Here is a 25,219-nt window from a genome sequence, read left to right as displayed (position 1 = left end):
GGACGCCCCTCAACTCACGCCTGCTGAGCGGAGATTCACGTCTCCGTGCGGTACATCAGGTCCGTCTCGTGGGTGGTGAAGCCCAGCCGCTCGTACACCGACACCGCCGCCTTGTTGTCCGCGTCGACGTAGAGCATCGCGGTGGGCAGGCCGCGGCCGGCCAGGTGGCGCAGGCCGATCGTGGTGAGCGCCTTGCCGAGGCCGCCGCCCTGGCGGCCGGGGCGCACCCCGACCACGTACACCTCGCCGAGACCCTCCTCGGCGTGCTCCTTGGTCCAGTGGAAGCCGACCAGCTCGCCGTCCTGCTCGGCCAGGAAGAACCCGGCCGGGTCGAACCACGCCTCGCTCTCCCGGTCGTCCAGGTCGCGCCGGGTCAGCGAGCCCTGCTCCGGGTGGTGGGCGAACGCGGCCGCGTTGACCGCGAGCCACGCCTCCTCGTCCCGGCCCGGCTCGAAGGCCCGTACCGTCACGCCCTCGGGGAGGACGGGGTCGGGCAGCTCCAGGCCGGTCAACGGCCGCCGCATCTGGCGCAGTTCGCGGAACAGGGTCAGGCCGAGCACCTGCGCGAGGTGCCGGGCCGCCGGGTGGCCGCCGTGCGCCCAGATGCGCAGCCGCTTGCCGGAGGCGGCCAGCAGGGCGGTGCCGAGCGCCCGGCCGTGCCCGCGCCCCCGGTGCGAGGGGCGCACGACCAGCTCGGCGGCGGGTGCCTCCACCGGGTCGGTGTCCTCCAGTTGGGCGTAGCCGACCAGTTCGTCCCCGGCGTACAGCAGCAGATGGGAGACGCCAGGCCGGGCGCCGCCGCGCAGTTGCAGCCGGCCCTGCTCGGACACCGGCTGCTGCCCGTCCGCGCGGGCGGCCTCGGCGAGGAGGGCGAGCACGGCCTCGGCCTGGTCCGGCGTGAGTGCGGCGTGCGTCTGAAGGGAGCGGGCGGGGAAGGACCGTACGGAGTCGTCGCTGCTCATGCGTACGAGGGTACGGCGCGCGCGGCCGGCGCCGGGTGCGCGGGAATCCGTTTCCGCCCGGCGGGGTCGAGCGGGGAGAATGCGGGGCATGGGACATCTGGACGTGGCGCATCTCGAGTACTACCTGCCGGACGGGCGGGCGCTGCTCGGTGATGTGTCGTTCCGCGTCGGCGAGGGCTCGGCCGTCGCGCTGGTCGGCCCGAACGGCGCGGGCAAGACGACGCTGCTCAGGATCATCGCGGGCGAACTCGACGCGCACGGCGGCAAGGTGAGCGTCAGCGGCGGACTCGGGGTGATGCCCCAGTTCGTGGGCGGCGTCCGCGACGGGTCGACCGTCCGCGACCTCCTCGTCTCCGTCGCCCCGCAGCGCATCCGCACGGCCGCGAAGGCGGTCGACGAGGCCGAGCACGCGATCATGACCGTGGACGACGAGGCCGCGCAGATGGCGTACGCCCAGGCCCTCTCCGACTGGGCCGAGGCCCAGGGGTACGAGACGGAGACCCTGTGGGACATCTGCACCACGGCCGCCCTCGGCATCCCCTACGACCAGGCCCAGTGGCGCCAGGTGAACACCCTGTCCGGCGGTGAGCAGAAGCGGCTGGTGCTGGAGTACTTCTTCCGGGGCCACGACGAGGTGCTGCTGCTGGACGAGCCGGACAACTACCTCGACGTGCCCGGCAAGCGCTGGCTGGAGGAGCAGATCCGGGCCACCCGCAAGACCGTGCTGTTCATCTCGCACGACCGGGAACTGCTCGCCCGCTCGGCCGAGCGGATCGTCAGCGTGGAGCCCGCCGAGGGCGGCGCCGACGTCTGGGTGCACGGCGGCGGCTTCGCCACCTACCACGAGGCCCGCCGCGAGCGCTTCGCCCGCTTCGAGGAGCTGCGCAGGCGCTGGTCGGAGAAGCATGCCCAGCTCAAGAAGCTGGTGGTCACCCTCCAGCAGGCCGCCTCGGTCAGCCACGAGATGGCCTCGCGGTACGCGGCCGCGCAGACCCGGCTGCGCAAGTTCGAGGAGGCCGGGCCGCCGCCCGAGCCGCCCAAGGAGCAGGACATCCGGATGCGGCTGCGCGGCGGCCGTACCGGGGTGCGCGCGATCACCTGCGAGGCGCTGGAGCTGACCGGGCTGATGAAACCGTTCGACCTGGAGGTCTTCTACGGCGAGCGGGTCGCGGTCCTCGGCTCCAACGGCTCCGGCAAGTCGCACTTCCTGCGCCTGCTGGCCGGGGCGGACGTCGCGCACACCGGGCTGTTCAAGCTCGGCGCGCGGGTGGTGCCGGGGCACTTCGCGCAGACCCACGCCCACCCCGAGCTGGTCGGCCGCACCCTGCTGGACATCCTGTGGTCCGAGCACTCCCAGGCGCGCGGCCCGGCCATGTCGATCCTGCGCCGCTACGGCCTCGACCGGCAGGCCGAGCAGAACTTCGAGCGGCTCTCCGGCGGCCAGCAGGCCCGGCTCCAGATCCTGCTGCTGGAACTCGCCGGCACCACCGCCCTGCTGCTGGACGAGCCCACCGACAACCTGGACCTGGAGAGCGCCGAGGCCCTCCAGGAGGCGCTGGAGGCGTACGAGGGGACCGTGCTGGCCGTCACCCACGACCGCTGGTTCGCCCGCTCCTTCGACCGCTTCCTGGTCTTCGGCTCCGACGGCCGGGTCCGCGAGACCCCGGAACCGGTGTGGGACGAACGCCGGGTGGAGCGCGCCCGCTAAAGCTCCTGCTGCGTCTCCGGCGGGGGCGTCGGCGCGCCCGGCAGCCGGACGGTGGCGACCGTGCCGCCGTCCGGGGCGCGGTCGAGCGTGACCTCGCCGCCCGCCTGCTGGACCGTACGGGCCACGATGGACAGCCCGAGTCCCGAGCCGGGCAGCGCGCGGGCGCTGGGGGAGCGCCAGAACCGGTCGAAGACGTACGGGAGTTCGTCGGCCGGGATGCCCGGACCGTGGTCCCGTACGGTCAGCACGCCGTCGGTCAGCCGGACCTCGACCGTGCCGCCCTCGGGGCTGAACTTCACCGCGTTGTCCAGGATGTTGACCACCGCGCGCTCCAGCGCGGAGGGCTCCGCCCGCACGAACCAGGGCTCCAGGTCGGCGGTGATCGTCAGTTCCGGCCCGCGCAGCCGGGCCCGGCGCAGCGCCTCCTCGACGGTCTCCTGGAAGGAGAACACCTGGACCCGCTCCCCGCGCTGCCCCTCGGCACGGGACAGCTCCTGCAAGTCCCCGATCAGTGCGGCCAGTTCGGTCATCTGTGCCTTCACCGAGGCCAGCAGCGCCTTGCGGTCGGCGGCCGGGATCGGGCGGCCCGTCTCCTCGCTGCGGGTCAGCAGCTCGATGTTGGTGCGCAGCGAGGTGAGCGGGGTGCGCAGCTCGTGCCCGGCGTCCGCGATCAACTGCTGCTGGAGGTCGCGGGACCCGGCCAGCGCGGTCGTCATCGAGTTGAAGGACCGGGAGAGCCGGGCCACCTCGTCGTCGCTGTCGTCGGCCACCGGGATGCGGACGGCCAGGTCCTCGGTGCGGGCCACGTGCTCGACCGCCTCGGTCAGCTTGTCCACCGGCCGGAGCCCGGCCCGCGCCACCGCGAGCCCGGCCACGCCCGCGCCCACCACGCCGATGCCGGAGACGAGCAGCAGGATCAGCGCCAGGTCGTTCAGGGTGCGCTGGGTGTCCTTGAGGGAGAAGGCCACCATCACGGCGACCTCCGGGTACGGCTGCGTCCCCGGCGCCCCGCCGACGGGTACGGCGCTGGTCATCACCCGTACGTCGCCGCCCTTGGAGTCGACGCCGTCGCGCAGCGTGCGCCGGCCGAGGGTGGCGTGCCGGGCGGCGGCGATGTCCGCGTCGGTGGTCTTGACCGTGCCCTCGGAGAACGGGGTGACGCAGGTCTTGCCCTCGGCGGTGACGATCTGGAGGTACAGGAAGGACGGCGGGCCCTCGTCGGCACCCGGGGACTGCGGGCAGGTCAGCAGCAGCGTGGTCACCTGGTCGGGGCTGAGCGGCCGGCCGAGGCTCTGCAACCGCTCGTCCATCTCGCTGTAGAGCTTGCCCTGCACGATGAACCAGCAGGTCACCGACACCGCGGCCACCGCGAAGGCGACGGCCGCCGCGACCAGCATCGCGAGCCGCGCCCGGATCGGCAGCGCCCGGTAGCGGCGCAGCAGCCTTCTCACTCGGCGCCGCCCTGCCGCAGCACGTACCCGACGCCCCGGACGGTGTGCACGAGCCGGGGCTCGCCGCCCGCCTCGGTCTTGCGGCGCAGGTACATCACGTACACGTCGAGGGAGTTGGAGGAGGGTTCGAAGTCGAAGCCCCACACCGCCTTGAGGATCTGCTCACGGGTCAGCACCTGGCGCGGGTGCGCCATGAACATCTCCAGCAGCGTGAACTCCGTACGGGTCAGCTCCACCGGCCGCTCGCCGCGCCGGACCTCGCGGGTGGCGAGGTTCATCCGCAGGTCGCCGAAGGTGAGCGCCTCGTCCTCGCGGGCCTCGGCGGACACGCTTCCCGCGTACGAGCTGCGCCGCAGCAGGGCCCTGATGCGGGCGAACAGCTCGTCCAGCTCGAAGGGCTTGACCAGGTAGTCGTCGGCCCCGGCGTCCAGTCCGGTCACCCGGTCCCCGACCGTGTCACGGGCCGTCAGCATCAGGATCGGGGTGGTGTCCCCGGTGTTCCGGATGCGGCGGGCGGCGGTCAGGCCGTCCATGCGGGGCATCTGGATGTCCAGCACGACCAGGTCGGGCCGGTAGTCCCCGGCCTGCTCCAGCGCGTCCGCTCCGTCGACGGCGACCCGGGTGTCGTACCCCTCGAAGGCGAGGCTGCGTTCCAGGGCCTCGCGGACGGCCGGTTCGTCGTCGACGATCAGGATGCGCTGGGGGTCACGGTCGCCTTCGGCGGGGCTCATCGCTGGCGGTACCTCGTGGGTGCGGTGGGGCGTGGACGGGCGGTTATCAGCCTCGCACGTTTCGGCTCCGCCGCGTCCGAGGCCGGGGGGTCAGACCCCGGCCGGGGTGAGCCGGGTCAGGGCGGTGAGGCGGTTCAGCGGCACCTTGCGGCGGTGCGGGCGGGCGGCGGAGGTGCGCAGACCCATGAGCTGGGGCGCGGGGGTGGGCAGCTCGGGCAGACGGGGGCTGGGGTCGGGGGTGTGCAGCTCGTGCGCCACCTCGAGGGCGACGGCGATGTTCGCCGGTCCGGAGACAGGGGCCTGGTGCGAGACGCGCTTCATCATGACGTTCTCCCTGCTGCTCGGTGCTGCGCTGTGCTGGAGTCGCGTGAACCTGCTTGTCAGCTCGTGGAACCCGCCCGGAGCTTCGCCAGGTCGGCCTTGACGGTGTCGACGGGGATGGCGAAGCCGAGTCCGATGCTGCCCGCGTCCGAGGACGAGGAAGCCTGGGAACCCGAGGAGTACATGGCGGAGTTGATCCCGATCACCCGGCCCGAGGCGTCGATGAGGGCGCCGCCGGAGTTGCCCGGGTTGAGCGAGGCGTCGGTCTGGATGGCCTTGTAGGTGGTGGTCGAGGAGCCGGTGTCGCCGTTGAACTCACGGCCGCCGAACTGGAACGGCCACTGCTCGTCGCCGCCCTGTCCCTGCCCGCTCCGGCCCTCGTCGGTGGAGACGGTCACGTCCCGGTCCAGCGCGGAGACGATGCCGCTGGTCACGGTGGAGGTCAGCCCCTCGGGGGAGCCGATCGCCACGACCGTGTCACCGACCTGGACGCCCGAAGAGGTGCCGAGCGGCGCCGCCTTGAGCCCCGAGGCGCCCTCCACCTTCAGCAGCGCCAGGTCCTTGGAGCTGTCGGTGCCGACCACGCTGGCGGTGCGGCTGGTGCCGTCGCTGGTGCGCACCTTCACCGAGGAGGCGCCGGAGACGACATGGTTGTTGGTGACGATCTCGCCGTCGCTGCTGACGATCACGCCGGAGCCGGTGGACGAGCCGTTCGCGAGGGTCGCGTTGACCTCGACCACACTCGGGGTGAGCGCCGCGGCGATATTGGCCACGTCGCCCTTCTTGCCGGCCGCGACCACCGGGGTGGCCGTGTCGGTGGCGGTGGTGCCGTGCCCGGTGAGCTGCTGGAAGGCGTAGGCGGTGCCTCCGCCGACCGCGGCCGCGACCAGCGCGACCGCCGCGAGCAGCGTGACCGGACCACCGGGACGCTTGCGCCGGTGCCCGGCCCCCGTGGCGGGGGCGTGGGCCGGCGGGGGCGGCCACTCGGGGTGCACGCCGGCCGCGGGGAAGGCCGCGTACGGCGGTGCGGGAGTTCCCTCGGGGTGCTCGTCCTCGTGGCCGCCGATGCGGCGCGTGTTCTCGGTCATACGAGGAGCATGTCCCGCGACCATGAGAGCTTCCTGAGGCCCGGCTGAGAACCCCGGCAGAACCGCCTTCGGTTCCTATGAGACCCCGCTGACCTGCGGTTTCAGCGACCGCAGCCGCAGCTCGCGCGGACCTGGAGGCGGGACGGGAAGGTCTTCAGCCGCTCCCGGCGGGAGCCCGCCACCCGCAGACCGTCGTCCAGCACCAGGTCGACCGCCGCGCGGGCCATCGCCGGGCGGTCGGAGGCCACCGTGGTCAGCGGCGGATCGGCGAGTGCCGCCTCCTTGATGTCGTCGAACCCGGCCACCGCCAGCTCGCCCGGCACGTCCAGGCGCAGCTCGCGGGCGGCCCGGAGCACGCCGATGGCCTGGTCGTCGGTGGAGCAGAAGATCGCGGGCGGTCTGCGGGGGCCGGCCAGGATCTCCAGCGCAACCCGGTAGGCGTCGTAGCGGTTGTACGCGGCCTCGAAGAGCCGGCCCTCGGTGGACAGGCCCGCCTCGGACATCGCCCGGCGCCAGCCCTCGACGTGGTCGGAGACCGGGTCGCCCACGGCCGGGGTGTCGGCGGTGCCGCCCATGCAGGCCACGTACTCGTACCCGTGCTCCAGCAGGTGGCGGACGGCGAGCTGGGCGCCGCCGAGGTCGTCGGTGGTGACGGCGACGTCGTCGATGGCCTCCGGGCGTTCGTGCAGCAGCACCACGCGGGCGTCCCACGCCTCGATCTCGGCGGCGGCCTGGTCGTTCAGCGCGTGCGAGACGAGGATGAGACCGGAGACCCGCATGCCGAGGAAGGCCCGCAGATAGTGGACCTCGCGCTCGGCGATGTAGTCGGTGTTGCCGACCAGGACCATCTTCCCGCGCTCGGAGGCGGCCTGTTCGACCGCGTGCGCCATCTCCCCGAAGAAGGGCTGGCGGGCGTCCGGGATGATCAGACCTATCAGGTCGGTACGGCGCGAGGCCATCGCCTGGGCCACCCGGTCCGGGCGGTACCCCAGCTCCTGGATGGCCGCGAGGACACGCTCGCGCGTGGCCGGGGCGACCGGCCGGGGTCCGTTGTTGATGACATAACTGACCACGGCGGTGGAGGTACCCGCCAGCCGTGCCACATCATCCCGAGTCACCTTCGCCACGCGCGGAGTCTACGCGGATTGACCCGCTCTGGGCAGGGCATTCGTGGCGTGGACCGTGGGCCGGAGGCAGCCGGGGGTGCCCTGGCACTACCCCGGCCGCGACGGCTTTAAGCGTCTGCCGCGACCCCGCTGTCCTCGCGGACGGCCGAGGCGTCCCCTTCCGCCGCCTTTGCCCGCCCGGACGCGGCCCGCCGGGCCTCGGCACGCGCCTCCTCGGCGGCCCGGTCGGGCTTCTCCGGGGTGACGAAGCGGTATCCCACATTACGGACGGTGCCGATCAGCGACTCGTGCTCCGGGCCGAGCTTGGCCCGCAGCCGCCGTACGTGCACGTCCACGGTGCGGGTGCCGCCGAAGTAGTCGTAGCCCCAGACCTCCTGGAGGAGCTGGGCGCGGGTGAAGACGCGGCCGGGGTGCTGGGCCAGGTACTTCAGCAGCTCGAACTCCTTGAAGGTCAGGTCGAGCACCCGGCCCTTGAGCTTCGCGGAGTAGGTGGCCTCGTCCACGGAGAGGTCGCCGTTGCGGATCTCCATGGGGGAGTCGTCGGTGACGAGCTGCTGGCGGCCCATCGCGAGCCGGAGCCGGGCCTCGACCTCGGCCGGCCCGGCGGTGTCCAGCAGGACGTCGTCGATGCCCCAGTCGGCGGTGACGGCGGCGAGCCCGCCCTCGGTGACCACCAGGACGAGCGGACAGCCCGGCCCGGTGGAGCGCAGCAACTGACACAGGCTGCGCACCTGGGGGAGGTCGCGGCGGCCGTCGACGAGGATGATGTCGGCGCCGGGGGTGTCGACAAGGGCGGGGCCCTCCGCCGGGGCGACCCGCACGTTGTGCAGCAGCAGGCCGAGGGCGGGAAGCACCTCCGTCGACGGCTGGAGGGCGTTGGTCAGGAGCAGCAGCGAACTCATACGTCTGGTTCCTCCTCGGTCCCTGCGAGGACGCGTCCGGTGCGGTACCGAAAGCACAAGAGGACTCGGGGGCTTCACTGCCCGAGTCCTCTGCCCAGCAGAATAGCCCACATGAGCAACCGTCCGGCGGGTCATGCGACACGTTCCACCATTCGTCCGAACTCCGAGACGGGTCAAGGCCCCGGTGTCCGGACTTTTCTGCGTACGGCGGACGGAATCGCCGTCGATTCCGTATACGATCCCGGACCCGTCGTATACGAAACGGGTCCGGCGGACGGCCCGGCGGACGGCCCGGCGGACGTGGTCTTCGTGGTCGCGCACGGCTTCACCGGGGACGTGGACCGCCCGCACGTGCGCCGGGTGGCCCGCGCGCTGGCCGCGTACGGGGCGGTGGTGACCTTCTCCTTCCGGGGCCACGGCGCCTCCGGCGGGCGTTCCACGGTGGGCGACCGGGAGGTGCTGGACCTGACGGCGGCCGTGGAGTGGGCGCGCGGCTTCGGGCACGCGCGCGTGGTGAGCGTCGGCTTCTCCATGGGCGGCTCGGTGGTGCTGCGGCACGCGGCGCTGAACCCCGGCACGGTCGACGCGGTGGTCTCGGTCAGCTCGCCCGCCCGCTGGTACTACCGCGGCACGGCGCCGATGCGCCGGCTGCACTGGCTGGTCACCCGCCCCTCGGGCCGGCTGGTCGGCCGGTACGGCTTCCGCACCCGTATCCACCACCGCGACTGGGACCCCGTCCCGCTCTCGCCGGTGGAGGCGGCCGCCCGGCTGGCACCGGTCCCGCTGCTGGTGGTGCACGGCGACAGCGACGGCTACTTCCCGCTCGACCACCCCCGGATGCTCGCGGACGCGGCCGGGGAGGCGGGCGAACTCTGGCTGGAGCCGGGCATGGGGCACGCGGAGAACGCGGCCGGGGACGAGCTGCTGGCCCGGATCGGCCGCTGGGCACGGGCGCGCACCGGCCGGGGGACGGACTAGCCTGGGCGGCACCGTCTTTCTTCGTTGTTTCTTTCTTTGTTGTTTCCGCTGTCCGATGAGGAACGAGATGCCCAAGGTCACGGTGCGCTACTGGGCCGCCGCCAAGGCCGCGGCCGGGACCGCCGACGAACCGTACGACGCCGAGACGCTCGCCGAGGCGCTGGCCTCGGTGCGCGAACGGCACCCCGGCGAACTCACCCGCGTGCTGCAGAGGTGCGCGTTCCTCGTCGACGGCGCTCCCGTCGGGACCCGCGCGCATGAGACGGTACGGCTGGCCGAGGGCGGCACGGTCGAGGTGCTCCCGCCGTTCGCAGGAGGATGAAGGCGTTGAGCGACCAGCAGTCGTACGAGGGCGGCCCGTACTCGGGGTACGACCCCTACGGGCAGCAGCGGACCCCGGGCAACTGGGCCCCGCCCCCCGGGCAGCCGCAGTTCCCGAACCCCTACGCCGACCCCTACGGGGCCCAGCAGGGCACGCCTCAGCAGTGGCAGGGGCAGACCTGGGACACCCAGAACCACGCGGTGCCGGTGGCCGAGCAGCCGTACACGGCTCCCCCGGCCGCTGAGCCGGAGCCCGCTTTCGGTCCCGCCACCCTCGCCGGGAACGCCCGGATCACCGACGCCCAGCGGGCCCGCCTGGAGGGCCGTTCGCCGGTCATCGAGCCCGGCATCCAGCCCGCCGCGCTCACCGCGCTGCTCGGCGCCCTGCTCGCGGTGGCCGCGCCGCTCGGCTCGTACGCCCTGGTGGTGCCGCTGGTGCTGCTGCAGGCCGTGACGGCGGCCGGCTGGTTCCGGCTGAACGGCATGTGGCCCGCCCGGCAGGGTATCGCGCTGGCCTTCCTCGGCGGCCTGGTCGCCGACGCGGCCGTGCTGGCGGCGGGCCGCGAGCAGGCGCCGGTGGCGATCCTCGGCCCGCTCGGCATCTGGGTCCTGCTGGCCCTGGTCCTCCAGCTCCGCTCGCACGCCTCGCCGGACGAGCGGATGTACGGCCTGATGGCCACGGTCGCCTCCTCGGCGCTCGCCATCCTCGCCACCGGCTACCTGGGCGCCTCCCCGGCCGCGGTCTCGGCCGGCGCTGCGGCGGTCGCGGTCGCCGTCCTGGTCCGCGCGCTGCCCATGCCCACCCCGGTCTCGGTCGTCGTCTCCCTGCTCGCCGCTGCGGGCGCCGGCTTCGCGGTCGGCGGCCTGACCGACCTGGGCTCCCAGGGCGCGGCCCTCGGCGCCGGCGCGGCGGTCTGCGCCCTCATCGGCCACCGCGTGGCCAGCTACGACTACCCCTCCCGCTTCGTCCACTTCACCGCAGGCGTAGCCCTCCCCCTCGCAGCCGCCGCCCCGGCGGTCTGGCTCCTGGGCCGCGTCTTCGCCTGACGTGCACACCCCCGGCCGGGAGCGATTTCCGGCCGGGGTTTCTTGAATTCGCCGGGGGTAAACGCGGGAAAAGCCGCAGTACGGCGTGGGCCCGTCACAGGTGATCCACAATTTCCGTCCGGGCGGCTCCGGCGGGGCTACGGTGGCGGCGCCGGAATCGAGCCGCCGACCCTTGGGGAGAACATGCGGGCCCTGCGAATACTTCTGATCCTCGTCGTGATCCTCGGCGGGCTCTTCGTGATCGCGGACCGGGTGGCGGTGCACTTCGCCGAGGGTGAGGTCGCGGACCGGGTGCGGGCGCGGGAGAACCTCGCCACGACGCCGGACGTGGACATCCAGGGCTTCCCGTTCCTCACCCAGGTGGCGGGCGGCTCGCTGGACGACGTGGAGCTGGGCATCAAGTCGTACCCGGTGCCCACCGGCACCGAGGGCCGCACGATCCGTATCGACGACCTGAAGGCCGACCTGAAGGACGTGAAGTTCTCCGGGGACTACTCCTCGGCCACCGCCAAGAGCGGCACCGGTTCCGCCACCATCGCCTACGACCAGCTCATGCAGGCCGCCAAGACCGAGCCGACCGAGCTGGCGCCCGGCATCACCGCCCAGATCACCGGCCTCGGTGACGGCGGCGACGGCAAGATCAAGGTCTCGGTGAAGCTCGGCATCCCGGCGCTGAACATCCAGCGGACCATCCCGGTGCTCAGCTCCCTCGACGTCAAGGGCGGCAAGGTCTCGGTGCACGCGGACACGCTGCCGGAGATCGCGGGCGCTAACCTGGCGGACGGCACCTTCCGCCAGATCACCGACTTCCAGCAGGCCCTGGACCAGTTGCCGGGCGGCATCGCGGTGAGCAGCGTGCGGGCCACGGCGGACGGGGTGCGGATCGGCGTGACGGGTTCGGACCTGAAGCTGGCCGGGTAGGACCGGCGAGAGCCTCGTACACCTGTCCGACTGGCGAGACGCGTTGTCCGTCAAGCAGATGTGCGGTGGGCGTGAAGACCTGGGGAAGCGCCCTGGGGCCCGGAATCCGGGCGCCGGGGCGCTTTCCGTACGATCGCCTGCTCGCAGAGTGACCAGTATCCGGACGATCGTGTCTCATCATCCGACACGCCGGTGACACGTGCGCCCGGATCTCCTTACGATCGACGACATGAAGCGACAGGCGGATCTCACGAAGCGGCGGGCAGTGGACCTGTGCCGCGTTGCCGCCATGCTCTGTCGCCCCTTCTGAGCGGAAGTCACCGCACTCCCGCATCTCCATGCCGCCCTGCTGGAAGGGCATTCGTGCGCCGCCGCACCCGTATGCGCGCGCACCCCTCTCACCGCACGCCACCGTGACTGCCCCGGAGGAGAAAAAGCATGAGCCGCAGCGACGTCCTGGTCGACGCCGACTGGGTGCAGGAGCACCTCGACGACCCGACCATCGCCCTCGTGGAGGTGGACGAGGACACGTCCGCCTACGAGAAGAACCACATCCGCAACGCGATCCGCGTCGACTGGACCAAGGACCTCCAGGACCCGGTCCGCCGCGACTTCATCGACCAGGAGGGCTTCGAGAAGCTCCTGTCGGAGAAGGGCATCGGCAACGACACCCTGGTCGTCCTCTACGGCGGCAACAACAACTGGTTCGCGTCCTACGCGTACTGGTACTTCAAGCTCTACGGCCACGACAACGTCAAGCTCCTCGACGGCGGCCGCAAGAAGTGGGAGCTGGACGCCCGCGAGCTGGTCCCCGGCGACGAGGTGCCCGAGCGGCCGAAGACCGAGTACAAGGCCAAGCCGCAGAACACCGCGATCCGCGCCTTCCGCGACGACGTGGTGGCCGCGATCGGCAGCCAGAACCTGGTCGACGTGCGTTCGCCCGACGAGTTCTCCGGCAAGCTGCTCGCCCCGGCCCACCTCCCGCAGGAGCAGTCGCAGCGCCCCGGCCACGTGCCCAGCGCCCGCAACATCCCGTGGTCGAAGAACGCCAACGACGACGGCACCTTCAAGTCCGACGAGGAGCTGAAGGAGCTGTACGCGGCGGAGGACGTCGACCTCGCCAAGGACACCATCGCCTACTGCCGCATCGGCGAGCGCTCGGCGCTCACCTGGTTCGTGCTGCACGAGCTGCTGGGCGTGGAGAACGTCAAGAACTACGACGGTTCCTGGACCGAGTACGGCTCGCTGGTCGGCGTGCCGATCGAGTTGGGCGCAGCCAAGTAAGTCCCTTCTGGGCAGCCAGAGTTCATCCCGACCGGCCTTCCGGTCAGACCCCTTACGGAGAAAGACATGTGTGGAGCGAAGGCCGGCGGCCCGGACGCCTCAACGATCAAGCCCGGTGAGACCACCATCCAGGGGCAGGTGACGCGGGACGGCGAGCCGGTGACGGGCTACGTCCGCCTGCTGGACTCGACGGGCGAGTTCACCGCGGAGGTCCCCACCTCCGCCACGGGGCAGTTCCGCTTCTACGCGGCCGAGGGCACGTGGACCGTACGCGCCCTGGTGCCCGGCGGCACCGCCGACCGCACGGTCGTCGCCCAGCCGGGCGGTCTGGCCGAGGTCGCCATCGCCGTCTGAGACGTACGCGGACGCTCGCGGCCGGGGCAGGGGCCGCGCCCACCGGGTTGGACACCTGGGGCGCGGCCCTTCCGGCTGTCCGGCCCTACTCTGGACTCATGTACGCACGGCGGCGTCGCTGGTACTTCGTGATGATGGGGGTCTGCGTCGTCCTCTTCGTCCTCGCCTGGGCGGTGGTCCGGATCTGGTCCGTCCCGGCGGCGGTCGGGATGTGCCTGTTCGCCATGGTGATCCCGCCGGTGGCCGCGATGGTCGCGAACCGGCGCGGGCCCGAGGACCGGTGGTGGGACGCCCCCTCCGGGGACCCCGAGTCCGACGACTGGTGGGACGAGCTGGACGGCAAGAAACGCCCGCGGTCTTAGTCAGCCGGGGTGTGGCTCGCGTCGATGACGCAGAAGCGGTTGCCCTCGGGGTCGGCGAGCACCACGAAGTCGGGGTTCTCGGGGTACAGCTCCCACTCGACCCGCTCGGCGCCGAGACCGGTCAGCCGGGCCACCTCGGCCTCCTGCTCCGCCCGGTCGTCCACGTACAGGTCCAGGTGCACGCGGGGCTTCTCCTGCACCGGCGAGGTACTCAGCCCGAGCGCGATCGCGGGACCCTGCCCGTCCGCCGGGACCAGCACGGTCCAGCCCTCGTCCACCGCGCCGTCACGCGGGACGTACCCGAGGGCGCGCCCCCAGAACTCCGCGGCCCGCCGCACGTCGGCGGCCCCCATGACGATCGTCCCGAGCCTCAGCATGGGCCGATTCTGGCAGGCGGACGATCAGTAGACGAGGGCCTGCGTGCCGTCCGCCATGACCTCCTGCACGAAGACCTGCGCCCCGGCGATCCGTACGCCTTCGAGGACGTCCCCCTCCCCGATGTCCCGCCGCACCGCGCACTGCGTGCACAACGTGACCCGCCCCGCCGACAGCACCGACTCCAGCAGGTCCTCCAACGGCGCCGCATGCGGCAGCTCGAACTCCGCCGCCCGCCCCGGCAGCGCGAACCACGCCGACTCCCCGGTCAGCCACACCGACACGTCCACCCCACTCGCCACGGCCACCGCCGCCACGGTGAACGCCTGAGAACACCGCTCCGGAGCATCGGCCCCGGAGGTCACCTTGATCACGAGCTTGTTCGCCATGACCGAATCGTAATCCGGCGCCCTGCAACTACATGGACATGCCATGGGTCTGCTGTGGAGCGCGGACCACCGGGTCCGTGCTTCCTGTCCTGTGGGGGGACGACACGTTGAGCACCACGGAAAGTCCGGAAAGACCCGTACCCAAGCACGCTGAGAGCCCCGAGCCGGCCGAGGCCGCGCCCGTTCCGGCGCGGCGCCGGAGCCGTCGTACCGTGCGCCGGCTGACCCTCGCCGTTGCGCTCGGGCTGGTCGCCGGGAGCTGCGCCGGTTACCTCGTCCAGGCCGGCCGCACGCCGGACAAGCTGCCCCCGCTCTCCCAGCCGAGCCTCGCGCAGGCCCAGGGCCACGGCCCCGCGCCGCTGTCCGCCGCCCAGGACCACCAGGTCAAGGTGGACGGCGATCTGCGCAAGCTGCTGCTGAAGAGGCCGGGCGGCACCCGTGCGAACCCGGCCATCGAGAGCGACGACGGCTGGCTGGACCTCAGCGCCTACGCGGAGCTGTACACCAAGCCGGACGGGGCCTTCCGCGATCTCGTCGGTGACGAGTTCCGCCGCGCCGCCGTCACGGGCTGGATCGAGTCCGGGGACCGCACGGTGGAGATCCGCCTGATCCAGTTCCGGCAGGTGGAGTCGCAAGCCGCCGAGGAGGAGGCTTTCGGCGGGCGCGGCTGGGCCGCCGACGACGCCCACACCCGGAGCTGGCCTGTTCCGGGCACGGGCGACGGCGAGTTCTTCGTCCACGACCGGCCCGAGAGCCGCTTCGGCTCCGGTTACGTGGCCGAGGCGCATGCCTATCGCGGGGACATCGCCATGGAGATGTGGGTGGGGGACACCAAGCCGGTCTCGCCCGCCCGGGTCCGGGAGCTGGCACGAGCGCAGATGGAGCGGCTGTGAGCACTGACGCTGTGAACACCGACGTGACTGGTACCGACGTCGCCGGCACCGACGCTGCGAGCAAGCCCGCCCGCCCCCGCCGAACCGGGCGGATCGTGGGCGCCGCCGTCGCCCTGGCCACCGTTGCCGGGATCGGCTGCACCGCCGTCGTGGTGCGCGGGGCCGACCGCTCGCCGGGCGCGCCCACCTGGCGGCTGCCGCAGGCCGTGAAGGAGAAGAAGGCCACGGACAAGCAGTCCGGGCTGCGCGCCCTGCTCCTGCCCTTCGGCGAGGAGCGGTACGTCCGGGGGCCGGACGTGGCGAAGTTCGGCTCGGACACCGAGCTGACCGGACGGCAGACGTCCGACCTCCTGCGGCAGTCCCTCCGGAGCCTGCCCCGGTCCCAACGGCTCCAACTGGAGCGGCGGTTCGAGAAGAACCCGGTCAAGGGCATGGCGGTGCGCAGTTACGCCAGCACGGTCTGGGCCGGCGAGGGCTCCCGCGTCTTCACCGTGGAGATGGTGCTGAGCCGGTCGGACCGGAGCACCCTGCGCGCGCGCAACCGTTCCCAGCAGCAGTTCATCGACACCATGAAGGTCTTCCGCAAGGGGCCCGCGATCAAGGGCCACGAGGATCACGCCGCGTGCTTCCTGCCGCCGGCCGTCGACGGGGACAAGCTCGACTCGATGTCGTGCTCCGGCTATGTCGGAGACATCGGCGTCACCGCCTGGATCGAGGGCACCGCGCCGCTCGACCTGAAGGGGGCCGCCGACATGATGCGCGCCCAGTTCGACCGCATCAAGGAACCGGGTGAGGCCGTATGACCGAGTCGCAGACTCCATCGATGCCCGAGCTGCCGCCCGCGCAGGCCGGGAAGGACCGCCGCCGTACGCGCGCGGTCCTGCGCTGGGCCGCCGTCGTCGCCGTGTTCGCCCTCACCGGGACCGGGACGGCGTACGGGATCAGCCGGGCGGACCGCGCGGACCTGCCCGGTCTCGCCACCCACTCCGACGGGCGCTGGGAGTACCCGGCGCTGGTCAGGCCCCCGCTGCCGTCCGGCAGCCCCGGCCCGCTGGCCGCCGGGAACAAGGCGGGCACGCACTACGCCGACCTGCGCGCCCTGCTGCTGCCCGCGCCGAGGAACGCCACGGTGGACAAGACCCTGTCCGGCACGGACGGCTGGCTGCCGGTGAAGGACTTCCTCGCGCAGTACGACGCGTCGGGGCGCGGGGAACTGGGGCAGGCGCTGACCGACCGTGGGCTGCGGCATGTGGCGAGCCGTGGCTGGACCACCCCGGACGGCACGCGTACCCGGATCGATCTGCTCCAGTTCGCCACGGCCGAGGTCGCCGAGGGGTCGGAGAGCGAGTTCGTGAGCTACAACGGGCCCCTGCATCCGCTGCGCGGCGCCCCCGTCTTCGAGGCCGAGGGCTTCCCGGAGGCCGCCCGGCTGGACAAGGTCTGGCTCGCCGCGTACGCCGAGGCCAAGCCGTACGGCGCAGAGCGGACGCGGCTGGCGTACGCGGCCGCCGGGGACACCGTCGCCATGGTCACGCAGTCCCGTCCGGGGGGTGCGGCGGCCGTGCCGTTCTGGCAGACGGTGACCTTGCAGAGCGAGCTGCTCGCCTGAGGGACACCTCGCCAGGAGACTCCGACCCCGGCCGCGTAAGCTGGGCGCGGCTCTGTCGTACGTCCACTTCCGCTCAAGGAGCACACCCGTGGAGATCTTCTTCGAACTGCTGCTGGTCCTGGTCTGCGTCGGCGTGCTCGCCTTCGCCGGGCTGACCGTGAAGAAGCTGTACCAGGGCCAGCGCTGAAAGCACCGCCCCAGAACCGACAGGAACGGCCGCTCATGATCGAGATCCCGTCTGACCTGCACAAGGACCTCGTCCCCCTCGCCTTTCTGCTGGGCAACTGGGCGGGCGCGGGTGTCCATGACTTCCCCGGCTCCGAGAAGTGCAACTTCGGCCAGGAGGTGAGCTTCACCCACGACGGCCGGGACTTCCTGGAGTACCGGTCCCGTACCTGGGTCCTCGACAACGAGGGCAACAAGGTCCGCCCGCTGGAGTCCGAGGCCGGCTTCTGGCGGATCGACGCCGAGCGCAAGATCACGGTCACGATGACCCGCGACGACGGCGTGGTGGAGATCTGGTACGGCGAGCTGGCGGACAAGAAGCCCCAGATCGACCTGGTCACCGACGCGGTCGCCCGCACCCCCGAGTCCCCGGCGTACACCGGCGGCAAGCGGCTGTACGGCTACGTCAAGGGCGACCTCATGTGGGTCGGCGAGAAGCAGACCCCCGAGGTCGAGCTGCGCCCGTACATGTCGGCCCAGCTCAAGAAGGCCGTCACCCCCGAGGACGTCGAGCGCTGGGCGAAGGACCTCCCCGAGGACATGCCGGACGACGGCATCGCGTTCTTCAAGTAGGCCCGGCACGTAGGCCCGCAGAGAACCGGGCCGGCGTCCCGTCCAAGCGGGGTGTCCGGCCCGGCGGCCCTACACTTCCAGTGTGGTGAGCACCGACTGGAAGAGTGATCTCAGGCAGCGCGGTTACCGGCTGACGCCGCAGCGGCAGCTCGTGCTCGAAGCCGTGGACGCGCTGGAGCACGCGACGCCGGACGACATCCTCGTCGAGGTCCGCAAGACCGCCTCCGGGGTCAACATCTCCACCGTGTACCGCACGCTGGAGCTGCTGGAGGAGCTGGGTCTGGTCAGCCACGCCCACCTCGGCCATGGCGCGCCCACCTATCACCTCGCCGACCGCCACCACCATCTCCACCTGGTCTGCCGGGACTGCGAGAACGTGATCGAGGCGGACGTGGAGGTCGCCGCGGACTTCACCGCGCGGCTGCGCGAGCAGTTCGGGTTCGACACCGACATGAAGCACTTCGCGATCTTCGGCCGGTGCGCGGACTGCACGCTGAAGAGTTCAACCACCCCGTCGTAGGCTGGCCCGTATGAAGAGCCCCCTGCTGTCCCTGCCCGGCGCCGTTCCCGCCGAGGGCGTGGACGAAGGCGTCGCCGCCCACTACGGCGACCTGTTCCGCGAGCAGCGTGCCCTCGCCGACGGCACCGGTTTCGTCGACCTGTCCCACCGGGGCGTCGTCGCCGTGACCGGCGCGGACCGGCTGAGCTGGCTGCATCTGCTGCTGACCCAGCACGTCAGCGATCTGCCGGCCGGTGAGGCCACCGAGGCGCTGGTCCTCTCCGCCAACGGGCACATCGAGCACGCCCTGTACCTGGTGGACGACGGTACGACCGTGTGGGCGCACGTCGAGCCCGGCACCCAGGAGGCGCTGATCGCCTACCTGGAGTCGATGAAGTTCTTCTACCGCGTCGAGGTCGCCGACCGCACCGCCGACACCGCGGTGGTCCACCTGCCCGCCGGGTCCATCACCGAGGTGCCCGAGGGCGCGGTGGTCCGCGAGACGCCGTACGGGCGTGATCTCTTCCTCCCGCGCGAGCAGTTGGAGGAGTTCGCCGCCCGCTCCGGCCCGGCCGCCGGTCTCCTCGCCCACGAGGCGCTCCGGGTCGAGCAGCACCGGCCCCGCCTCGGCTTCGAGACGGACCACCGTACGATCCCGCACGAGCTGGGCTGGATCGGCACCGCCGTGCACTTGCAGAAGGGCTGCTACCGGGGCCAGGAGACGGTCGCCCGCGTCCAGAACCTCGGCAAGCCCCCGCGCCGCCTGGTCTTCCTCCACCTCGACGGCAGCGACGTCCACCTCCCCCCGCCCGGCACCGAGATCCGCCTCGCCGACGACGGCCCCGACGGCCGCAAGATCGGCCAGGTCACCACCTCCGTCCGCCACCACGAACTCGGCCCGGTCGCCCTCGCGGTCATCAAGCGAAACGTCCCCACCGACGCGCGCCTCCTGGCCGGAGACACGGCGGCTGCGCAGGAGACGGTGGTCGAGCCGTAGGTGAGCGGCAGACCTGTGCTGCGGCACGTCGGGGCGATGCATCTGAGCGGCTTGGTGCTGCTGTGCTCGTTCGTGGTCCCGCCCTTCTGGCTGGCCGAGGCGGCCTACGCGACACCGCCCGGCGATCCGACGGCGGACGCCCCGTTCATGGTGCTGCTCGTCGTGCCGCTGCTCGTACTCGGCCTGCACGTCGCCGTCCAGATCCCCGCCGGGCTGCTCAGCGCGTGGCTCGGGCGCGGGACGTGGGGGCGCTACGGGGTGTCCGTCGCCGTGGCCGCCACCCTCACCCTGCTGCTGTTCCGGGGCGACACCGGCATGTGGCTCGACGCCCTGGCCCGCACCGCGCTGGGGCTCGGGGCGTACGCCTGGGTGCTAACAGGCGCAGTGGGCCGCCTGTGGCGGGGCTACTAGCGGGTCCGGGGTCCGGCGGGTGGCGCCGGCCGGGGTTTCGACGGAGAAGCCCTCACGCGTCCAGTACTCCATGCCGCCGATCATCTCCTTGACCCGGTAGCCGAGCCGGGCGAGGGCCAGAGCCGCGCGGGTGGCGCCGTCGCAGGCCGGGCCCCAGCAGTAGGTGATGACCGGAGTCGCGGGGTCCAGGACGGCCGCCGCGCGTGCCGGGATCTCGGCGGTCGGCAGGTGCAGCGCGCCGGGAACGCGCCCGTGGGCCCATGCCTCCGGGCCGCGGGAGTCGAGCAGGACGAAGCCGGGCGCGCCGGACTCCAGCGAGGCGTGCACGTCGGACACGTCGGCCTGGAAGGCGAGGCGGGCGGCGAAGAAGGCGGCGGCCTCGGCGGGGGCGGCCGGGGGCATCCGCAGGGCGGGGCTGGTCTCGGTGACTGTCATGCCGTAGACGCTAGGACCGGGGGCCGCCGCGCAGAACCGGTGATCCACGGCGTTCCCCGTCCCGCGCCGGGCGATCCGTGGTATCTCTCGGCCATGGCCGCCGATTCCCTCGACCCCACCGACATACGCATCCTGACCGCCCTTCAGCGCGACGGACGCGCCAGCTATGCCGAGTTGGCCCGCACCGTCGCCATGTCACCGAGCGCGGTGACGGAACGGGTGCGACGGCTGGAGGAGAGCGGGGCCCTCACCGGCTACGCGGCCGCGGTCAGCCCGGAGGCGCTCGGCCTGGACATCCTGGCCTTCGTCCGGCTGCGCTACCCCACCGGCAACTACAAGCCGTTCCACGACCTGCTGGACACCACTCCCGAGGTGGTGGAGGCCCACCATGTGACGGGCGAGGACTGCTTCGTGCTGAAGGTCGTCGCCCGCTCGATGCGCGACCTGGAGCGGGTCACGGGCCGCATCTCGGGGCTGGGAGCGGTCACCACCAGCGTCGTGTACTCCAGCCCGCTGCCGGGACGTCCGGTGACGGCGGTGCTGGCACAGGGGCCCGGCTAGACCTCGACCAGGATCGTGAAGGGGCCGTCGTTCACCAACGACACGCGCATCTGGGCGCCGAAGCGGCCCGTGGCGACTGTTGCGCCGAGGGCGCGGAGCTGGGCTACGACCTCGTCGACCAGGGGTTCGGCGACCGGGCCGGGGGCGGCGGCGTTCCAGGTGGGGCGGCGGCCCTTGCGGGCGTCGCCGTAGAGGGTGAACTGGCTGATGACCAGGAGGGGGGCGCCTGTGTCGCTGCACGACTTCTCGTCGGCGAGCATGCGCACCGACCAGAGTTTGCGGGCCAGTTGGGCGGCCTTCTCCTTGGTGTCCTCGTGGGTCACGCCGACCAGGACGCACAGGCCCTCGCCCTCGATGGCGCCCACCGTCTCGCCGTCCACGACGACGCTCGCGCCGTCCACTCGTTGCACCACCGCACGCATGCGAACCATCATGCCGTGCGGTGGTGGGTGCGCCGGTCCGGGGGGTCCGCAACATATCCATACCCCCCATCCAGGGCCGTTCGGGGGCAGTCGGTCACATAGCGGCCACCGGGGGTGGCACGATGCTTCCCACACGCCGGTCGAGGGGACGGTCCACCGCACATGAGCACACCGAGCACCAGTGGTCCGGTCACACACCGGCCGCCCGCACAGCGCGCCGAGAGCCCGCCGAGCCCGCCGAACGCGCCGTCGACGGAGTCCGCCGCGAGCGTCCTCGCCCCGCTGAGCCTGCCCGAGCTGCGCGCCCTGCGCCGGGACGCCCAGCGCGAGGAGGCCGACCTGAGCTACGTCCGGCGGCTGCTCCAGGGCCGCATCGACATCCTGCGCGCCGAGCTGGCCCGCCGGGGCGGGGAGCGGGTGCCGGCGCCGGTGGACGGGTCCGTGGTGGAGCGGCTGTCGGAGATCCTCGCCGACGCCCCGGCCCGCCACCGCTCCTCCGCCCGCCATGTCACCCTCGGCACCCCGCACAGCGAGGAGTACGGCAAGCTCGCGGCGGAGATGCTCGCCGAGGTCGAGCTGTCCGACCTCACCGCCCGCACGGACGCCGAGCTGGCCGCCGCGATGGGCCGGCTGACGGAGTACGAGCAGGAGATCTCCCACCGCCGCCAGGGCCTCCAGCGCACCGCCGACGACTGCGGCGGCGAGATCGCGCGCCGGTACCGGGCCGGCGAGGCCCAGGTGGACGACCTGCTGGTCTGAGCGGACCGGGGCACGGGAAATGCGCGCGACACACGCCGGGTCCCGCGCCTACCGTGGCGCCATGATCGACGTACGCCCCGTGGCCGAAGACGAGTTCGACAACTGGCACCGCGCGCTGGACACCGGTTTCCTCCAGGACCCGGTGATCACTGCGGAGCAACGGGCCGCGAGGCTGCGGCAGTTCGAGCCGGGCCGCCTGCTCGGCGCCTTCGACGGCGCCCGTTGCGTCGGCACCTTCCGCTCCTTCGCCCAGGAGGTCACCGCGGTCGGCGGCGCGTACGTCGCCTCCAACGCGGTCTCCAACGTCACCGTCTCCCCGACGCACCGCCGCCGCGGCCTGCTCACCCGCATGATGCGCGAGGACCTGGCGGCCGCGCGGGAGCGCGGGGACGTGATCGCCACCCTGATCGCCGCCGAGTACCCGATCTACGGCAAGCACGGCTTCGGCCCCGCGACCTGGGCGACCAACTGGACCGTGGACGTGGGCCGTTCGGGGCTCGACCCGCGCTGGGCCGGCCCCGGGGACGGCGCCCGGATCGACCTGGTGGACGGCGCCGAGGTGCGCGCGCTGGGCCCGAAGCTGTCCGAGCGGGTGCGCGCGGTGACGCCGGGCGCGATCGGCCGGGACGAGCTGTGGTGGGACGCCCGTACCGGCGTGGCCCGCTTCGGCCGGGACTGGACCGAGCCGTTCTACGCGGTGTACCGGTCGGCCTCCGGCGAGGTCGAGGGCCTGGTGTCGTACCGCTGCGAGGCCAAGTGGGAGGGGCAGCAGCCGGACAACGCGGCGAAGGTGGACTGGCTGACCGCCGCGACCCCGGCGGCCGAGGCCGCGCTGTGGCGCTACCTGTGCTCGATCGACTGGATCGCCCACGTCAAGACCGGCTGGCGGGCCCCGGACTCCCTGCTCCCCTTCCTGCTGCCCGACGTCCGCGCGGCCCGCGTCGAGACGCACACGGACTGGCTGTGGGTCCGGCTGCTGGACGTCGTACGGGCGCTGGAGGCGCGGAGCTACGAGCGGTCCGGATCGCTGGTGCTTCAGGTGCTGGACGAGGACGGCACGGCGGGCGGGCGGTACCGGCTGGAGGCGTCCCCCGAGGGCGCGTCCTGCACCCCGGCGGGCGGTGCGTCCGCCGACCTGACGCTGCCGGTGGCCGAGCTGGCCACGGTGTGGCTCGGAGACGGCTCGACGGCACGGCTGGCGGCGCTGGGGCGGGTCCAGGAGGAGCGGGAGGGCGCCGCCCGTGCGGCCGACGCGCTGTTCCGCACGTCCGCGCGCCCGTGGTGCCCGGACTCCTTCTGACCCGGCCCCGGTCGTCACCTGCCGTGCCGGCGGCCGTTCATCCGTAGCTGTTCTGTTGTGGCTGTGCGCTGGACGTTCTTCGGTTGTGGCTGTGCGGGTGTTCAGTTGTGGCTGTGCGCTCCCGTGGCCGCCCCCTGCCGGGCTCCCGGCTCCCCTCCGGAGGGGAGCCCGGTCGGCCAACCGCCGGAAAGCTCGACCATGTCGGTCAAGTTGGCTGCCAACTTCACTGTAGTTATAGCCGCGTGGAAGCGGCTCATAACCATCATCCCGCGAACTGCCGGAAGATGGCGGGAAGTTGTAGCCTTTGTCCGTGGACCCGGAACACGTCTCCGCCACTGGGCGGAAGAGGTCACCACGGTCACATCCCTCACGTGTCACCTCTCGCGTGGTGGCCGACACCCTGCGCACCCGTATCGACACCGGTGTGCTGCGCCCCGGCGAGCGGCTGCCCACCCAGGCGGAACTGGCCGAGGAGTTCGGGGTCGAGCGCGGCACGGTCCGCGAGGCGCTGCGCATCCTGCGGGTGGAGCGGCTGCTCGCCGGATCGTCGCAGGGCAGCCCGGCCACGGTGGCCGTCCCGCCCGGCGCGGTGGGCCCGGCCGCGCCGCCGCAGCCCACGATGGCCGGCCTCGCGCCCCGCGTCGCGGCCGCCTTCGCCGTCCCGCACGTCCGCGTGGACGCCCTCTGTCTGACCTCCGTCTCGCTCACCCTCGCCATCGGGGAACCGCTGCGGCAGATCCACGCGGGAGGGCTGAAACCGGCCAAGATCGACGTACGGCTGCTGCTGCCGAGCCGCGACATCGCCCTCGCCTTCCCCGCGCCGGTGGACGCCGCCGACACCGACCTGCTGCACCGGCGCTGGCTGGCCCAGCGCAACGCCCAGGGCCAGGTCCTCCGGCACAACCTGCTCGCGCTGCGCACCACGCACGGCATCGACGTCCGGGTCCGCTTCCGCGCGCTCCCCTTCACCCCGCCGGTCAAGCTGTACCTGCTCAACGGCTCCGAGGCGCTGTTCGCGTACTACACGCTGGCCCGGCGGGAGCGGGACATAGGTCCTGAGCACCTGGCGCTGTACGACGCCGAGGGCACCCGCTCGATGCTGTTCGCCTTCGCACGGGGGGCGGGGGAGCGGGACACCGAGTTCGTATCGCAGTCCCGGCTCTGGTTCGACGCGCTGTGGGAGACGATCAGCTCGGAACTGGTGCTGGGGTAGCCGAGTTGGCAGCCAACTCATGTTCTGTGGTCCGCACTTGGCAGCTACTTGCCGACAACTGCCCGTAGATGGGCTGAGGTTGTACCGTTTGGTCGTGACCCAGGAGAACGTGGCAGTGAGCGGCAGACGGTTCACCGCCCAGGAGATCGCCGACGCCCTGCGCGCCCGCATCCGTGCCGGTGAGCTGCGGGCGGGCGAACGGCTGCCCACCCAGGCCGAGTTGGCTGAGGAGTTCGGCGTGGAGCGCGGTGCGGTCCGCCAGGCCCTGCGTCTGCTGCACGACGAGGGTCTGCTCACCGGCGTCACCAAGGGCAGCCCGCCGCGCGTCGCGGAGCCCGCCCCCGCGCAGGACGGCCCCCAGCCCACGATGGTCGCCCTCGCCCACCGGCTGGCGGAGGCGTTCACCGTGCCCCACGTCCGCGTGGACGCCGTCTGCCTGACCGCGCAGAGCCTGATCCCCGCCCTCGGCGAGCCGCTGCGGCTGATCCACGAGGGCCGGGTGCGCCCCGAGCGCATCGACGTGCGCGTGCTGCTGCCCTCGCGCGACATCAGCCTCGCCTTCCCGGTCCCGGTGGACCCCGAGGGGGACGACGCGGACCCGGTGCACCGGCGCTGGCTGGCGATGCGCAACGCCCAGGGGCAGGTGCTCCAGTACAACCTCAACGCGCTGCGGGCCACGCACGACATCGACGTCCACGTGACCTTCCGCGCGCTGCCCTTCACCCCGCCGGCCAAGCTGTACCTGCTCAACGGCGCGGAGGCGCTGTACGCGTACTACATGGTTACCCGGCGCGAGGAGCCCACCGACACCGGCACCCTGGAGATGTTCGACACCCTCGGCTCGGAGTCGATGCTGTTCTCCTTCGAGAAGCGGTCGGGTCAACGGGACGCCTCCTTCGTGGAACAGTCGCAGAAGTGGTTCGACGCCCTCTGGGAAACCATCACGACGGACCTGACACTCTCCTAGTGACTTCCAAGACGCCGGAAACGACGCAGCATGA

The 25,219-nt window shown here is 72.4% G+C and carries 32 protein-coding genes; 21 read left to right on the top strand and 11 right to left on the bottom strand.

The annotated features are described in order from the left end of the window. Positions 1 to 35: 35 nt before the first annotated feature. Positions 36 to 962 carry a mycothiol synthase gene (gene mshD, locus E5083_RS24945; protein ID WP_135787920.1) on the bottom strand — a complete coding sequence of 309 codons (927 nt, stop codon included), beginning with the start codon at positions 960 to 962 and terminating at the stop codon, positions 36 to 38. Positions 963 to 1,050: 88 nt separating this feature from the next. Here mshD and E5083_RS24940 point away from each other — a divergent pair, with 88 nt between their 5' ends. Continuing rightward, positions 1,051 to 2,670 (top strand): ABC-F family ATP-binding cassette domain-containing protein, encoded by a 1,620-nt coding sequence (locus tag E5083_RS24940; protein ID WP_135787919.1) that lies wholly within the window; start codon positions 1,051 to 1,053, stop codon positions 2,668 to 2,670. Here the strand turns inward: E5083_RS24940 and E5083_RS24935 are convergent. The 6 genes from E5083_RS24935 to E5083_RS24910 all read right to left on the bottom strand — a co-directional run bounded on the left by E5083_RS24935 (position 2,667) and on the right by E5083_RS24910 (position 8,290). Further along, complete coding sequence (locus tag E5083_RS24935; protein WP_135787918.1) at positions 2,667 to 4,121, bottom strand: sensor histidine kinase; 1,455 nt, start codon at positions 4,119 to 4,121, stop codon at positions 2,667 to 2,669. The genes E5083_RS24940 and E5083_RS24935 overlap by 4 nt on opposite strands. Further along, positions 4,118 to 4,852: a response regulator transcription factor gene (locus tag E5083_RS24930; protein ID WP_135787917.1), complete on the bottom strand. Its 735-nt coding sequence runs from the start codon at positions 4,850 to 4,852 to the stop codon at positions 4,118 to 4,120. Before E5083_RS24930 ends, E5083_RS24935 begins: the two co-directional genes overlap by 4 nt. Positions 4,853 to 4,942: 90 nt before the next feature. Beyond that, positions 4,943 to 5,176, bottom strand: a complete 234-nt coding sequence (locus E5083_RS24925; RefSeq protein WP_135787916.1) for a hypothetical protein — start codon at positions 5,174 to 5,176, stop codon at positions 4,943 to 4,945. A gap of 56 nt (positions 5,177 to 5,232) precedes the next feature. Continuing rightward, entirely contained in the window at positions 5,233 to 6,261 is a 1,029-nt protein-coding gene (locus E5083_RS24920; RefSeq protein WP_135787915.1) for a S1C family serine protease, read from the bottom strand. 101 nt (positions 6,262 to 6,362) lie between these two features. Beyond that, positions 6,363 to 7,388: a LacI family DNA-binding transcriptional regulator gene (locus E5083_RS24915; protein WP_135787914.1), complete on the bottom strand. Its 1,026-nt coding sequence runs from the start codon at positions 7,386 to 7,388 to the stop codon at positions 6,363 to 6,365. A 107-nt stretch (positions 7,389 to 7,495) separates the two neighbouring features. Further along, positions 7,496 to 8,290, bottom strand: a complete 795-nt coding sequence (locus E5083_RS24910; protein WP_135787913.1) for a winged helix-turn-helix transcriptional regulator — start codon at positions 8,288 to 8,290, stop codon at positions 7,496 to 7,498. Between the two features lie 111 nt (positions 8,291 to 8,401). Between E5083_RS24910 and E5083_RS24905 the strand changes: the two genes are divergently transcribed. The 8 genes from E5083_RS24905 to E5083_RS24875 all read left to right on the top strand — a co-directional run bounded on the left by E5083_RS24905 (position 8,402) and on the right by E5083_RS24875 (position 13,557). Further along, on the top strand, positions 8,402 to 9,268 hold the full coding sequence (locus tag E5083_RS24905; protein ID WP_135787912.1) for an alpha/beta hydrolase: 867 nt from the start codon (positions 8,402 to 8,404) through the stop codon (positions 9,266 to 9,268). Positions 9,269 to 9,335: 67 nt separating this feature from the next. Beyond that, positions 9,336 to 9,590 (top strand): MoaD/ThiS family protein, encoded by a 255-nt coding sequence (locus E5083_RS24900; RefSeq protein ID WP_135787911.1) that lies wholly within the window; start codon positions 9,336 to 9,338, stop codon positions 9,588 to 9,590. After that, positions 9,587 to 10,636 (top strand): hypothetical protein, encoded by a 1,050-nt coding sequence (locus E5083_RS24895; protein WP_135787910.1) that lies wholly within the window; start codon positions 9,587 to 9,589, stop codon positions 10,634 to 10,636. Before E5083_RS24900 ends, E5083_RS24895 begins: the two co-directional genes overlap by 4 nt. Positions 10,637 to 10,819: 183 nt before the next feature. Continuing rightward, the gene (locus tag E5083_RS24890) at positions 10,820 to 11,557 is read left to right on the top strand and encodes an LmeA family phospholipid-binding protein (RefSeq protein ID WP_135787909.1); all 738 of its coding nucleotides are present in this window, start codon (positions 10,820 to 10,822) and stop codon (positions 11,555 to 11,557) included. Positions 11,558 to 11,786: 229 nt separating this feature from the next. Further along, positions 11,787 to 11,867, top strand: coding sequence for an Ms5788A family Cys-rich leader peptide (locus E5083_RS32270; RefSeq protein ID WP_350751515.1), 81 nt, complete (start codon positions 11,787 to 11,789; stop codon positions 11,865 to 11,867). A 128-nt stretch (positions 11,868 to 11,995) separates the two neighbouring features. Next, positions 11,996 to 12,841 carry a sulfurtransferase gene (locus tag E5083_RS24885; protein WP_135787908.1) on the top strand — a complete coding sequence of 282 codons (846 nt, stop codon included), beginning with the start codon at positions 11,996 to 11,998 and terminating at the stop codon, positions 12,839 to 12,841. Between the two features lie 66 nt (positions 12,842 to 12,907). After that, complete coding sequence (locus tag E5083_RS24880) at positions 12,908 to 13,195, top strand: DUF1416 domain-containing protein (protein ID WP_031183962.1); 288 nt, start codon at positions 12,908 to 12,910, stop codon at positions 13,193 to 13,195. 98 nt (positions 13,196 to 13,293) lie between these two features. Continuing rightward, positions 13,294 to 13,557, top strand: coding sequence for a DUF3099 domain-containing protein (locus E5083_RS24875; RefSeq protein ID WP_078858349.1), 264 nt, complete (start codon positions 13,294 to 13,296; stop codon positions 13,555 to 13,557). On the opposite strand, the gene E5083_RS24870 is transcribed toward E5083_RS24875, so the two are convergent. Together E5083_RS24870 and E5083_RS24865 are read right to left on the bottom strand one after the other, a co-directional pair. Further along, positions 13,554 to 13,934 carry a VOC family protein gene (locus E5083_RS24870; protein ID WP_135787907.1) on the bottom strand — a complete coding sequence of 127 codons (381 nt, stop codon included), beginning with the start codon at positions 13,932 to 13,934 and terminating at the stop codon, positions 13,554 to 13,556. The genes E5083_RS24875 and E5083_RS24870 overlap by 4 nt on opposite strands. A gap of 24 nt (positions 13,935 to 13,958) precedes the next feature. Beyond that, a complete protein-coding gene (locus E5083_RS24865; RefSeq protein WP_135787906.1) occupies positions 13,959 to 14,321 on the bottom strand; it encodes a DsrE family protein in 363 nt (120 codons plus the stop codon). A gap of 212 nt (positions 14,322 to 14,533) precedes the next feature. On the opposite strand from E5083_RS24865, the gene E5083_RS24860 reads away from it, so the two are divergent. From E5083_RS24860 to E5083_RS31850, 7 genes are all read left to right on the top strand, one after another. Further along, on the top strand, positions 14,534 to 15,214 hold the full coding sequence (locus E5083_RS24860) for a hypothetical protein (RefSeq protein WP_244317647.1): 681 nt from the start codon (positions 14,534 to 14,536) through the stop codon (positions 15,212 to 15,214). Continuing rightward, on the top strand, positions 15,211 to 16,017 hold the full coding sequence (locus E5083_RS24855; protein WP_135787905.1) for a hypothetical protein: 807 nt from the start codon (positions 15,211 to 15,213) through the stop codon (positions 16,015 to 16,017). The genes E5083_RS24860 and E5083_RS24855 overlap by 4 nt, the downstream gene beginning before the upstream one ends. Continuing rightward, positions 16,014 to 16,823 (top strand): hypothetical protein, encoded by an 810-nt coding sequence (locus E5083_RS24850; protein WP_135787904.1) that lies wholly within the window; start codon positions 16,014 to 16,016, stop codon positions 16,821 to 16,823. The genes E5083_RS24855 and E5083_RS24850 overlap by 4 nt, the downstream gene beginning before the upstream one ends. A gap of 222 nt (positions 16,824 to 17,045) precedes the next feature. Continuing rightward, positions 17,046 to 17,621, top strand: coding sequence for a heme-binding beta-barrel domain-containing protein (locus E5083_RS24840; RefSeq protein WP_135787903.1), 576 nt, complete (start codon positions 17,046 to 17,048; stop codon positions 17,619 to 17,621). Between the two features lie 82 nt (positions 17,622 to 17,703). Next, positions 17,704 to 18,141 (top strand): Fur family transcriptional regulator, encoded by a 438-nt coding sequence (locus E5083_RS24835; RefSeq protein WP_135787902.1) that lies wholly within the window; start codon positions 17,704 to 17,706, stop codon positions 18,139 to 18,141. A 10-nt stretch (positions 18,142 to 18,151) separates the two neighbouring features. Next, positions 18,152 to 19,117 (top strand): CAF17-like 4Fe-4S cluster assembly/insertion protein YgfZ, encoded by a 966-nt coding sequence (gene ygfZ / locus E5083_RS24830; RefSeq protein ID WP_135787901.1) that lies wholly within the window; start codon positions 18,152 to 18,154, stop codon positions 19,115 to 19,117. Then, entirely contained in the window at positions 19,118 to 19,528 is a 411-nt protein-coding gene (locus tag E5083_RS31850) for a hypothetical protein (RefSeq protein WP_244317646.1), read from the top strand. It abuts the gene before it with no gap. Here the strand turns inward: E5083_RS31850 and E5083_RS24820 are convergent. Beyond that, positions 19,490 to 19,963, bottom strand: a complete 474-nt coding sequence (locus E5083_RS24820; RefSeq protein WP_135787900.1) for a rhodanese-like domain-containing protein — start codon at positions 19,961 to 19,963, stop codon at positions 19,490 to 19,492. The genes E5083_RS31850 and E5083_RS24820 overlap by 39 nt on opposite strands. A 93-nt stretch (positions 19,964 to 20,056) precedes the next feature. On the opposite strand from E5083_RS24820, the gene E5083_RS24815 reads away from it, so the two are divergent. Then, entirely contained in the window at positions 20,057 to 20,524 is a 468-nt protein-coding gene (locus tag E5083_RS24815) for an Lrp/AsnC family transcriptional regulator (RefSeq protein WP_135787899.1), read from the top strand. Here E5083_RS24815 and dtd read toward each other — a convergent pair. Further along, the gene (gene dtd, locus E5083_RS24810) at positions 20,521 to 20,946 is read right to left on the bottom strand and encodes a D-aminoacyl-tRNA deacylase (protein WP_135787898.1); all 426 of its coding nucleotides are present in this window, start codon (positions 20,944 to 20,946) and stop codon (positions 20,521 to 20,523) included. The genes E5083_RS24815 and dtd overlap by 4 nt on opposite strands. A gap of 162 nt (positions 20,947 to 21,108) precedes the next feature. Between dtd and E5083_RS24805 the strand changes: the two genes are divergently transcribed. The 4 genes from E5083_RS24805 (at position 21,109) to E5083_RS24790 (ending at position 25,185) form a co-directional block, all read left to right on the top strand. Further along, entirely contained in the window at positions 21,109 to 21,705 is a 597-nt protein-coding gene (locus tag E5083_RS24805) for an RsiG family protein (RefSeq protein ID WP_135787897.1), read from the top strand. A gap of 61 nt (positions 21,706 to 21,766) precedes the next feature. Then, positions 21,767 to 23,005, top strand: a complete 1,239-nt coding sequence (locus tag E5083_RS24800; RefSeq protein WP_135787896.1) for a GNAT family N-acetyltransferase — start codon at positions 21,767 to 21,769, stop codon at positions 23,003 to 23,005. Positions 23,006 to 23,309: 304 nt separating this feature from the next. Then, positions 23,310 to 24,218 (top strand): winged helix-turn-helix domain-containing protein, encoded by a 909-nt coding sequence (locus E5083_RS24795; protein WP_135787895.1) that lies wholly within the window; start codon positions 23,310 to 23,312, stop codon positions 24,216 to 24,218. A gap of 88 nt (positions 24,219 to 24,306) precedes the next feature. Beyond that, complete coding sequence (locus E5083_RS24790) at positions 24,307 to 25,185, top strand: GntR family transcriptional regulator (protein ID WP_244317645.1); 879 nt, start codon at positions 24,307 to 24,309, stop codon at positions 25,183 to 25,185. Positions 25,186 to 25,219 lie beyond the last annotated feature (34 nt).

Source organism: Streptomyces bauhiniae, assembly GCF_004784475.1.
GTDB classification, from domain to species: Bacteria; Actinomycetota; Actinomycetes; order Streptomycetales; family Streptomycetaceae; genus Streptomyces; species Streptomyces seoulensis.
Note: the sequence above shows the minus strand (reverse complement) of the source record. Positions and strands in the feature narration are given on the sequence as shown.

Excerpts from the sequence above, each read along its gene's own strand:
- E5083_RS24940 (WP_135787919.1), top strand. The coding sequence starts at position 1,051 with ATGGGACATCTGGACGTGGCGCATCTCGAGTACTACCTGCCGGACGGG.
- E5083_RS24910 (WP_135787913.1), bottom strand. The coding sequence starts at position 8,290 with ATGAGTTCGCTGCTGCTCCTGACCAACGCCCTCCAGCCGTCGACGGAG.
- E5083_RS24880 (WP_031183962.1), top strand. The coding sequence starts at position 12,908 with ATGTGTGGAGCGAAGGCCGGCGGCCCGGACGCCTCAACGATCAAGCCC.
- E5083_RS24850 (WP_135787904.1), top strand. The coding sequence starts at position 16,014 with ATGACCGAGTCGCAGACTCCATCGATGCCCGAGCTGCCGCCCGCGCAG.
- E5083_RS24905 (WP_135787912.1), top strand. The coding sequence starts at position 8,402 with ATGAGCAACCGTCCGGCGGGTCATGCGACACGTTCCACCATTCGTCCG.
- E5083_RS24890 (WP_135787909.1), top strand. The coding sequence starts at position 10,820 with ATGCGGGCCCTGCGAATACTTCTGATCCTCGTCGTGATCCTCGGCGGG.
- E5083_RS24865 (WP_135787906.1), bottom strand. The coding sequence starts at position 14,321 with ATGGCGAACAAGCTCGTGATCAAGGTGACCTCCGGGGCCGATGCTCCG.
- E5083_RS24920 (WP_135787915.1), bottom strand. The coding sequence starts at position 6,261 with ATGACCGAGAACACGCGCCGCATCGGCGGCCACGAGGACGAGCACCCC.
- E5083_RS24805 (WP_135787897.1), top strand. The coding sequence starts at position 21,109 with ATGAGCACACCGAGCACCAGTGGTCCGGTCACACACCGGCCGCCCGCA.
- E5083_RS24930 (WP_135787917.1), bottom strand. The coding sequence starts at position 4,852 with ATGAGCCCCGCCGAAGGCGACCGTGACCCCCAGCGCATCCTGATCGTC.
- E5083_RS24800 (WP_135787896.1), top strand. The coding sequence starts at position 21,767 with ATGATCGACGTACGCCCCGTGGCCGAAGACGAGTTCGACAACTGGCAC.
- E5083_RS24925 (WP_135787916.1), bottom strand. The coding sequence starts at position 5,176 with ATGATGAAGCGCGTCTCGCACCAGGCCCCTGTCTCCGGACCGGCGAAC.
- E5083_RS24900 (WP_135787911.1), top strand. The coding sequence starts at position 9,336 with ATGCCCAAGGTCACGGTGCGCTACTGGGCCGCCGCCAAGGCCGCGGCC.
- E5083_RS24875 (WP_078858349.1), top strand. The coding sequence starts at position 13,294 with ATGTACGCACGGCGGCGTCGCTGGTACTTCGTGATGATGGGGGTCTGC.
- E5083_RS32270 (WP_350751515.1), top strand. The coding sequence starts at position 11,787 with ATGAAGCGACAGGCGGATCTCACGAAGCGGCGGGCAGTGGACCTGTGC.
- E5083_RS24895 (WP_135787910.1), top strand. The coding sequence starts at position 9,587 with ATGAAGGCGTTGAGCGACCAGCAGTCGTACGAGGGCGGCCCGTACTCG.
- E5083_RS24840 (WP_135787903.1), top strand. The coding sequence starts at position 17,046 with ATGATCGAGATCCCGTCTGACCTGCACAAGGACCTCGTCCCCCTCGCC.
- ygfZ (WP_135787901.1), top strand. The coding sequence starts at position 18,152 with ATGAAGAGCCCCCTGCTGTCCCTGCCCGGCGCCGTTCCCGCCGAGGGC.
- E5083_RS24820 (WP_135787900.1), bottom strand. The coding sequence starts at position 19,963 with ATGACAGTCACCGAGACCAGCCCCGCCCTGCGGATGCCCCCGGCCGCC.
- E5083_RS24815 (WP_135787899.1), top strand. The coding sequence starts at position 20,057 with ATGGCCGCCGATTCCCTCGACCCCACCGACATACGCATCCTGACCGCC.
- E5083_RS24870 (WP_135787907.1), bottom strand. The coding sequence starts at position 13,934 with ATGCTGAGGCTCGGGACGATCGTCATGGGGGCCGCCGACGTGCGGCGG.
- E5083_RS24885 (WP_135787908.1), top strand. The coding sequence starts at position 11,996 with ATGAGCCGCAGCGACGTCCTGGTCGACGCCGACTGGGTGCAGGAGCAC.
- mshD (WP_135787920.1), bottom strand. The coding sequence starts at position 962 with ATGAGCAGCGACGACTCCGTACGGTCCTTCCCCGCCCGCTCCCTTCAG.
- dtd (WP_135787898.1), bottom strand. The coding sequence starts at position 20,946 with ATGCGTGCGGTGGTGCAACGAGTGGACGGCGCGAGCGTCGTCGTGGAC.